This is a genomic window from Corallococcus sp. AB045 (assembly GCF_003668895.1).
GTDB lineage: Bacteria > Myxococcota > Myxococcia > Myxococcales > Myxococcaceae > Corallococcus > Corallococcus coralloides.
In genome coordinates, this window is record NZ_RAWN01000136.1 from 19,860 (window position 1) to 27,170 (window position 7,311).

Here is a 7,311-nt window from a genome sequence, read left to right on the forward strand (position 1 = left end):
AGGAGCCTTTCCTCGTGCGTTCGTTCAACCGTGGTGCGCTGGACCTCCGGCCTGTCACCCTCACGCCCAACGTCAACCGCTACGCGGAGGGCTCCGTCCAGGTGGAGTTCGGCCACACCAAGGTGCTCGTCACCTGCTCGGTGGAGGACCGCGTCCCGCCGCACCTGATGGGCAAGGGCAGCGGCTGGGTGACGGCCGAGTACGGCATGCTCCCGCGCGCCACGCACACCCGCGGCTCGCGCGAGGCCGCCAAGGGCAAGCAGTCCGGCCGCACCATGGAAATTCAGCGGCTCATCGGCCGCGCCCTGCGCGCGTCGGTGGACCTGCAGGCGCTGGGCGTGCGCACCTTCACGCTGGACTGTGACGTCATCCAGGCGGACGGCGGTACGCGCACCGCGTCCATCACCGGCGCGTACGTGGCGCTGGTGCTGGCCATGCGCTCGCTCAACAAGCCGGGCATCCTGAAGGGCCTCACCCCGCTGGCCGCGGTGTCCGTGGGCGTGGTGAACGGCGAAGTGCGTGTGGACCTGGACTACGACGAGGACTCCACCGCGGAGGTGGACCTGAACCTCGTGGCCACGGGCGACGGCCGCATCGTGGAGGTGCAGGGCACCGCCGAGCACAAGCTCTTCGACCGCAAGTCGATGGACGCGATGCTGGACGGGGGGCTGGCCGCCATCCAGCAGCTCGCCGCCGCGCAGGCGAAGGTGCTGGGATGAAGCCCCGGCTGCTCTTCGCCACCGGCAACGCCGGCAAGCTGCGCGAGCTGCGCGCGCTCGTGGGCGACGCGGTGGAGGTGGTGTCCCTCAAGGACCTGCCCCCCGTGCCCGAGCCGGTGGAGGACGGCGCCACCTTCGAGGAGAACGCGGTGAAGAAGGCCCGCGAGTACTCGGAGGCCACCGGGCTGCCCGCGCTGGCGGACGACTCCGGGCTGTGCGTGGACGCGCTGGACGGGCGGCCCGGCGTGCTCTCCGCCCGGTACGCGCCGGGGGACGACAAGGCCCGGTACGAGAAGCTGCTCGTGGACCTGGAGGACGTGCCGGATGAAAAGCGCACCGCCTCCTTCCGCTGCGCCCTGGCGCTGGTGACGGGGAAGGGGGACGCCCCGCGGGTGGAGGTGGGCCGCTGCGAGGGTGGCATCCTGCGGGCGCCGAAGGGCACGAACGGCTTCGGCTACGACCCCGTGTTCCAGGTGGAGGGGGAGGGTGGGCGCTCCATGGCGGAGCTGGCGCCGGAGGAGAAGTCGCGGGTGTCGCACCGGGCCCGGGCCTTCCAGCTGATGCGGCGCCATCTGTTGGCGCTTTGACCGGCCGGGCGGGCGTCAGGAACAGCAAGCTTGCGCGTCCGTCCGCGTTAGGCGAAGAATGCAGCACTTCTCGGGGCGTAGCGCAGCCTGGTAGCGCACCTGCCTTGGGCGCAGGGGGTCGGAGGTTCGAATCCTCTCGCCCCGACTTGAAGTGCCGTGGGTATCAGCAGCGTTGTTGTCGACCAGCTCCAGTAGCTCAGCTGGATAGAGCACCGACCTTCTAAGTCGGGGGTCGCAGGTTCGAGCCCTGCCTGGGGCGCAAATCTGCTGGCAGTTGGTTTTGGGCCTTGAACAGCCTCGGTTTCCACGGTAGGAGACCGCCGCCTTTAAAGCCGTGATGTGTGAAGTGACGGCGAATGTAGCTCAATTGGTTAGAGCGCCGGACTGTGACTCCGGAGGTTGCCGGTTCGATCCCGGTCATTCGCCCTTCTTCTCTCGCTTCGCCCGCGCCTATAGCTCAACTGGATAGAGCATCGGCCTTCGAAGCCGAGGGTTGGGGGTTCAAGTCCCTCTGGGCGCAACTCCCTTTCCCAGCTCCCTCGTGGCCTGAAAGCGAAACGCCCGCGCCCCTCTTCCGGGACGCGGGCGTTGTTCATTTCGCGGTCACGCGGGAGTTCAGGCCTCCGGGTTCGTCCCGGCGCGGTCCTTGGCGGATGGCACCTGGCAGCGCAGCTCCGTCTCAGCCTCCAGCGCGGTGAGGTTCTCGCGCATGGCCTTCGCCCACTTGGCCCGGGGCTGCTCCATCAGCTTCTCGTGCGCCAGGTCGATGGTCTCGCTCAGCTCGTCGTCGGACAGCTCGGACGCCGTCTTGCCCTTGTAGGGGCCGAACGCCACCACCACCGCGCTCGCCTTCGGACGCTCGGGCGTCTGGGCCACGGGCACCGCCGCCACCGTCTTGGCCGGCGCCAATGGCACGTCCACGTCCAGCCGGGGCTCCTCCTTCTCCGGCGCACGCGCCGCCTTGGCGGCCTCCGCGGGGGCGGGGGCCAGGGTGGGGAAGGACGCCTTCACCGGGCCCGGCTTCGAGCCCAGCACCTCGTAGGAACCGGAGGCGGGCGCGGGCTCGTCGTGCGCGTCGTACTCCTCGGCCGGCATCTCCTCGCGCACGTACAGTCCGCCGAAGGCCTCCGGGTACGCCTTGCGCAGCGCCGCCACGCGCGCGCACTTCTCGATCATCGTCGTGGGAATCTTGGCCCACAGCGGCGTCTGCTGGACGTAGCCGGAGAAGTCCAGCCACACGACGACCGGCAGCTTCCCCTCGCGCACCACGCGCGACCAGGCACCCACCAGGGCGCCCTTGCGCTTGGCCGGGTTGAAGCGGTGCACCACCTCGCCCTTGCCCTGGTCCACGACGATTTCGTCCTCGGCGAACACCGCGCTCGCCTGGATGCCCTTGAAGTCCGGAAAGCGCTCCGCCCGGGCGAGCATGCCCGCCTCGGAAGGCTGGAACTCGTACTTCGTCACCCAGTTGGGCCGCTCGCGGTTGCCCACGTTCTGGCGGCGCGCCACGCAGAACGCTTCCTTGAGGAGCGGATCCAACCCGCTGCGCTTGCACTGCTCGATGAAGAGGGCGAACTCGTCCTCGCTGATTCCCCGGGGGCAGATGGTCCGCTTCACCAGGTCCACCCGCTCCCGGTTCCAGGCCGCGCCCTGCGGCGACGTCGTTCCTTCCGCCTTCACATTCGCATCCATCACTGTGTCTCCAGCACCGCTCGAAAAGGCGGACGACCCTCGCCCGCCCACATGGTTGCCGCGGGAACACGGCGCACGACCGGCGAGGCAGGGGCCCGGAGGGGACCCTGCTACAGGCCTGCAGCGCGAATCGCGGCGTGGATCAACATGCGAGCCGGGCCGCCCCTTCGCATCGCTTCCCGGACGCGGGGACGGACGGCCGCACGCCAGGCATCCGGTTCCAACGCGGAGAATGAAAGGGGGGTGCAAAAACGTTTTGACAGGGCGGGCGGCGACCGGTATTCACCGCGCCACCTCGGACGTCGCGCAGCCAACGCGGCCGAACGCAAAGCCGGGAGCGTAGCTCAATTGGCAGAGCAATGGACTCTTAATCCATAGGTTGTGGGTTCGATTCCCTCCGCTCTCACTCGCAGGGCCCCTTCTGGAAACGGAAGGGGCCCTGTGTCTTTTCCGGCACTCCCTCACCGGGAAGCGCGCGCCGGAAAGGCCCTGTCCCCCACGGACGTTTCGCGGTAGGACGGTCGCACGACGCGTCGGGCGGGTGGCGAAACTGGTAGACGCGCCAGACTTAGGATCTGGTACCGCAAGGTGTGAGGGTTCGAGTCCCTCCTCGCCCATTTCGCGTTGACCCGTTCGTGCCTATCCCCTAAAGCCGCACGTCCCACTTTCCGGTTGCCGCCCCGGGACGTACAGCCCGTGGAGGCGGCGAGCGAGGCCCGCATGAAGGTCCAGGTCGAAGAGCTCTCTCCCATCGAGAAGAAGCTCTCCATCGAGGTCGACTCCGCCCGCGTCGTTGAGGAGCTCAACCGCGCGTACACCGCGCTCAGCGGCCAGGTGAAGATGCCCGGCTTCCGTCAGGGCAAGGTTCCCCGCCGCATCCTCGAGCAGAAGTACCGCGAGCAGGTGGAGGACGACGTCATCCAGCGCGTCGTGCAGCGCGCCTACCTGGACGCCGTGCGCGAGCACAAGGTGGAGGCCGTGGCCTCCCCCCAGGTCACCAACTCCGGCCTCAAGCCCGGCGCCCCCTTCAGCTTCGAGGCCCGCGTCGAGGTGAAGCCGAAGGTGGAGGCCAAGGACTTCGAGGGCCTGTCCCTGACGAAGGTGGACACCGCCGTCGCGGACGACGCGGTGAACCAGCAGATTGAGAACATGCGCCAGAACCTGGGCCGCATCGAGCCCGTCACCGACCGCGACACCGCGGCCCAGGACGACCAGGTCACCATCGACTTCGAGGCGAAGGTGGACGGCAATGCGTTCCCCGGCAGCAAGGCGGACGGCATTGGCGTGCGCGTGCAGGACGGCGACCTCATCCAGGGCAACATCCCGCAGCTGGCGGGCGTGAAGGTCGGCGAGTCCAAGGACGTGGAGTACACCTTCTCCCAGGACTACCAGGCCGAAGAGGTCCGCGGGAAGACGGCCGTCTTCCACATCACCGTCAAGGAGCTGAAGAAGGCGGTGGTGCCGGAGCTCAACGACGACTTCGCCAAGCAGACGGGCGTCGCGCAGACGGCGGACGAACTGCGCGCCAAGGTTCGCTCGGACCTGGAGAAGGCCAAGAAGAACCAGGCCACCGTGGACGAGCGCGACGGGCTCATCAAGGCGCTCCTGGAGAAGAACCCGTTCGACGTGCCCCGCGCCATGGTGGAGCGCGCCATCGACTCCATGATGGAGGGCGCCTTCCGCCAGATGCAGCGCCAGGGCATCGACCCGCGCCAGCTGGGCCTGGACTTCAACCGCCTGCGCGACGAGATGCGGGAGAAGGCCACCCTGGAGGTGAAGGGCACGCTGCTCTTCGAGGCCATTGCCCAGCAGCAGAACATCCAGGCGTCCGACGAGGACGTGGAGAAGCGCATCGAGGACCTGGCCATCGAGGCCAACCAGCCGGTCGCCCAGGTGAAGAAGTACTTCAAGGGCCCGGACGAGCGCCTTGGGTTGTCTCTGCGACTCCGTGAGGAAAAGACGATTGAATTCCTCAAGGGCCGGGCGAAGTATTCTTGAGGTCTTTTCCTCAAGCCTTCTGAGTTCCTTCTAGAGGTCCATCCGACATGCCCTTCATGCCCGTCCCCTACGTCATCGAGCAGACCCACCGGGGTGAGCGCTCGTACGACATCTACAGCCGGCTCCTGAAGGACCGCATCGTCATGCTGGGAACGGAGATCGACGATGACGTGGCCAACGCCATCGTCGCCCAGCTCCTGTTCCTGGAGTCCGAAGACCCGGACAAGGACATCAACCTCTACATCAACTCGCCCGGTGGCTCGGTGACGGCCGGTTTGGCCATCTACGACACGATGCAGTACGTCAAGGCGCCCGTCTCCACCATCTGCGTGGGGCAGGCGGCCTCCATGGGCGCCGTGCTGCTGCTCGCCGGCGCGAAGGGCAAGCGCTACTCGCTGCCCTCCAGCCGCATCATGATCCACCAGCCGCTGGGCGGCGCGCGCGGCCAGGCGACGGACATCGAAATCCAGGCCCGTGAAATCCTTCGCATGAAGGCCAAGCTCAACGAGCTCATCGTCAAGCACACCGGCCAGACGATCGAGCGCGTGGAGAAGGACACGGACCGCGACTACTTCATGGGCGCCACGGAGGCGAAGGCGTACGGCATCATCGACTCCATCCAGGACCCCCGGAAGGTCGTCGGGGTGAAGCCGGAAGAGAAGAAGTAGACACACTGACATCCGAACAGACCGGGGCGTCAGGCACCCGGTCGGCGGCCGGGGGTGCTGGGAATCTTCTCCCACGCCTCCGGCCTTCGCGTTTCTCCCGTCACCGCTATTTTCCCCTTGTTAAGTACCCGGAAGGTGCGTGGACGTTCCGGATGGGGGCTGACTAGATTGGTGGGGGCAGGGGACCGGACGCGAAGCGGGTTGGGGCCTTTCAGGCGCAGCGAGGGATTTCATGGCGGGTAAGAACGTGGAGAAGCGAGACAACCAGACCCTCTGCTGCTCCTTCTGCGGAAAGTCGCAGAAGGAGGTGAAGAAGCTCATCGCGGGCCCGACGGTCTACATCTGCGACGAGTGCATCGGGCTGTGCAACGACATCATCGCGGAGGAGATCGACCGCGAGGAGACCAAGGACACCAAGCTGCGCATCCCCCGGCCCTCTGAAATCAAGGCCGTGCTGGACGAGTACGTGGTGGGCCAGGAGCGCGCGAAGAAGACGCTCTCCGTGGCGGTGCACAACCACTACAAGCGCATCGAGTCCAAGGTCGCCATGGACGATGTGGAGCTGCAGAAGAGCAACATCCTGCTGCTCGGCCCCACGGGCTCCGGCAAGACGCTGCTCGCGCAGACCCTGGCGCGCATCCTCAACGTCCCCTTCACCATCGCGGACGCCACGTGCCTCACGGAGGCCGGCTACGTCGGTGAGGACGTGGAGAACATCATCGTCAACCTGCTCCAGGCTGCGGACCACGACATCGAGCGTGCGCAGCGGGGCATCGTCTACATCGACGAAATCGACAAGATCGCCCGCAAGTCGGAGAACCCCTCCATCACCCGCGACGTGAGCGGCGAGGGCGTGCAGCAGGCGCTCCTGAAGATCATCGAAGGCACGGTGGCCAACGTCCCGCCCAAGGGTGGCCGCAAGCACCCGCAGCAGGAGTTCCTGCAGGTGGACACCACCAACATCCTCTTCATCTGCGGCGGCGCGTTCGGCGGCCTGGAGCAGGTGATTGAGCGGCGCCTGGGCGGGCGCAGCCTGGGCTTTGGCGCGGAGATCCAATCGCGCAAGCAGCGCAACTTGAGTGAGCTGCTCAAGCACGTGGAGCCGGAGGACCTGCTCAAGTTCGGCATGATTCCGGAGTTCATCGGCCGTCTGCCCATCATCACCGCGCTGGAGGAGCTGGACGAAGGCGCGCTCGTGAACATCCTGGGCGAGCCCAAGAACGCGCTCACCAAGCAGTACCGCAAGCTCTTCGAGCTGGACGGCGTGTCGCTGAAGTTCACCGACGGGGCCTTGAAGGCCATCGCGTCGGAGGCCATCCGCCGCAAGGCGGGCGCTCGCGGCCTGCGCTCCATCCTGGAGACGGCCATGCTGGACGTGATGTACGAAATCCCGTCCCGCAAGACGGCCCGCGAGGTGCTCATCTCCGAGGAGGTCATCCTCAAGAAGAGCGAGCCCGTCGTCCTGCACTCGCAGGACAACAAGGAGACACCCGAGCCGAAGAAGGAATCGGCCTAGAGCGAACTCATCCTCTAGGGGCTCGCAAGAGCCTGACGGGGATGACGGGGCGCGTCACGGTCATTGGACCGGGGCGCGCCCTTTGTCTTTCCAAGGGGGCCTTCCGAGCGTGGGGGCGGGCCACGCTTTTT

General features: G+C 67.0%; 6 protein-coding genes and 6 tRNA genes. 11 read left to right on the forward strand and 1 reads right to left on the reverse strand.

Features of this window, described 5'->3' with window-relative positions:
• Positions 1-14: 14 nt before the first annotated feature.
• The 6 genes from rph to D7Y21_RS27800 all read left to right on the forward strand — a co-directional run bounded on the left by rph (position 15) and on the right by D7Y21_RS27800 (position 1,826).
• Positions 15-719: a ribonuclease PH gene (rph, locus tag D7Y21_RS27775; protein ID WP_014394861.1), complete on the forward strand. Its 705-nt coding sequence runs from the start codon at positions 15-17 to the stop codon at positions 717-719.
• Positions 716-1,306 (forward strand): RdgB/HAM1 family non-canonical purine NTP pyrophosphatase, encoded by a 591-nt coding sequence (rdgB, locus tag D7Y21_RS27780; protein WP_121716761.1) that lies wholly within the window; start codon positions 716-718, stop codon positions 1,304-1,306. The genes rph and rdgB overlap by 4 nt, the downstream gene beginning before the upstream one ends.
• 71 nt (positions 1,307-1,377) lie before the next feature.
• Positions 1,378-1,451, forward strand: a tRNA-Pro gene (locus D7Y21_RS27785).
• Positions 1,452-1,491: 40 nt separating this feature from the next.
• Positions 1,492-1,565 (forward strand) — tRNA-Arg (locus D7Y21_RS27790).
• A 93-nt stretch (positions 1,566-1,658) separates the two neighbouring features.
• A tRNA-His gene (locus tag D7Y21_RS27795) sits at positions 1,659-1,732 on the forward strand.
• Between the two features lie 20 nt (positions 1,733-1,752).
• Positions 1,753-1,826, forward strand: a tRNA-Arg gene (locus D7Y21_RS27800).
• Positions 1,827-1,921: 95 nt separating this feature from the next.
• Here D7Y21_RS27800 and bet read toward each other — a convergent pair.
• Complete coding sequence (gene bet / locus D7Y21_RS27805) at positions 1,922-2,998, reverse strand: phage recombination protein Bet (RefSeq protein WP_121716763.1); 1,077 nt, start codon at positions 2,996-2,998, stop codon at positions 1,922-1,924.
• 333 nt (positions 2,999-3,331) lie between these two features.
• On the opposite strand from bet, the gene D7Y21_RS27810 reads away from it, so the two are divergent.
• The 5 genes from D7Y21_RS27810 (at position 3,332) to clpX (ending at position 7,180) form a co-directional block, all read left to right on the forward strand.
• A tRNA-Lys gene (locus tag D7Y21_RS27810) sits at positions 3,332-3,404 on the forward strand.
• Between the two features lie 129 nt (positions 3,405-3,533).
• A tRNA-Leu gene (locus tag D7Y21_RS27815) sits at positions 3,534-3,615 on the forward strand.
• Between the two features lie 103 nt (positions 3,616-3,718).
• Positions 3,719-4,996, forward strand: a complete 1,278-nt coding sequence (gene tig / locus D7Y21_RS27820; RefSeq protein ID WP_121716765.1) for a trigger factor — start codon at positions 3,719-3,721, stop codon at positions 4,994-4,996.
• 47 nt (positions 4,997-5,043) lie between these two features.
• Positions 5,044-5,664, forward strand: a complete 621-nt coding sequence (gene clpP / locus D7Y21_RS27825; RefSeq protein ID WP_120549147.1) for an ATP-dependent Clp endopeptidase proteolytic subunit ClpP — start codon at positions 5,044-5,046, stop codon at positions 5,662-5,664.
• Positions 5,665-5,896: 232 nt separating this feature from the next.
• Positions 5,897-7,180: an ATP-dependent Clp protease ATP-binding subunit ClpX gene (clpX, locus tag D7Y21_RS27830; protein ID WP_014394869.1), complete on the forward strand. Its 1,284-nt coding sequence runs from the start codon at positions 5,897-5,899 to the stop codon at positions 7,178-7,180.
• Positions 7,181-7,311: the final 131 nt, after the last annotated feature.

Bases quoted from the DNA above. Each gene is read 5' to 3' on its own strand.
- rdgB (WP_121716761.1), top strand. From the start codon at position 716: ATGAAGCCCCGGCTGCTCTTCGCCACCGGCAACGCCGGCAAGCTGCGC.
- bet (WP_121716763.1), bottom strand. From the start codon at position 2,998: ATGGATGCGAATGTGAAGGCGGAAGGAACGACGTCGCCGCAGGGCGCG.
- tig (WP_121716765.1), top strand. From the start codon at position 3,719: ATGAAGGTCCAGGTCGAAGAGCTCTCTCCCATCGAGAAGAAGCTCTCC.
- clpP (WP_120549147.1), top strand. From the start codon at position 5,044: ATGCCCTTCATGCCCGTCCCCTACGTCATCGAGCAGACCCACCGGGGT.
- clpX (WP_014394869.1), top strand. From the start codon at position 5,897: ATGGCGGGTAAGAACGTGGAGAAGCGAGACAACCAGACCCTCTGCTGC.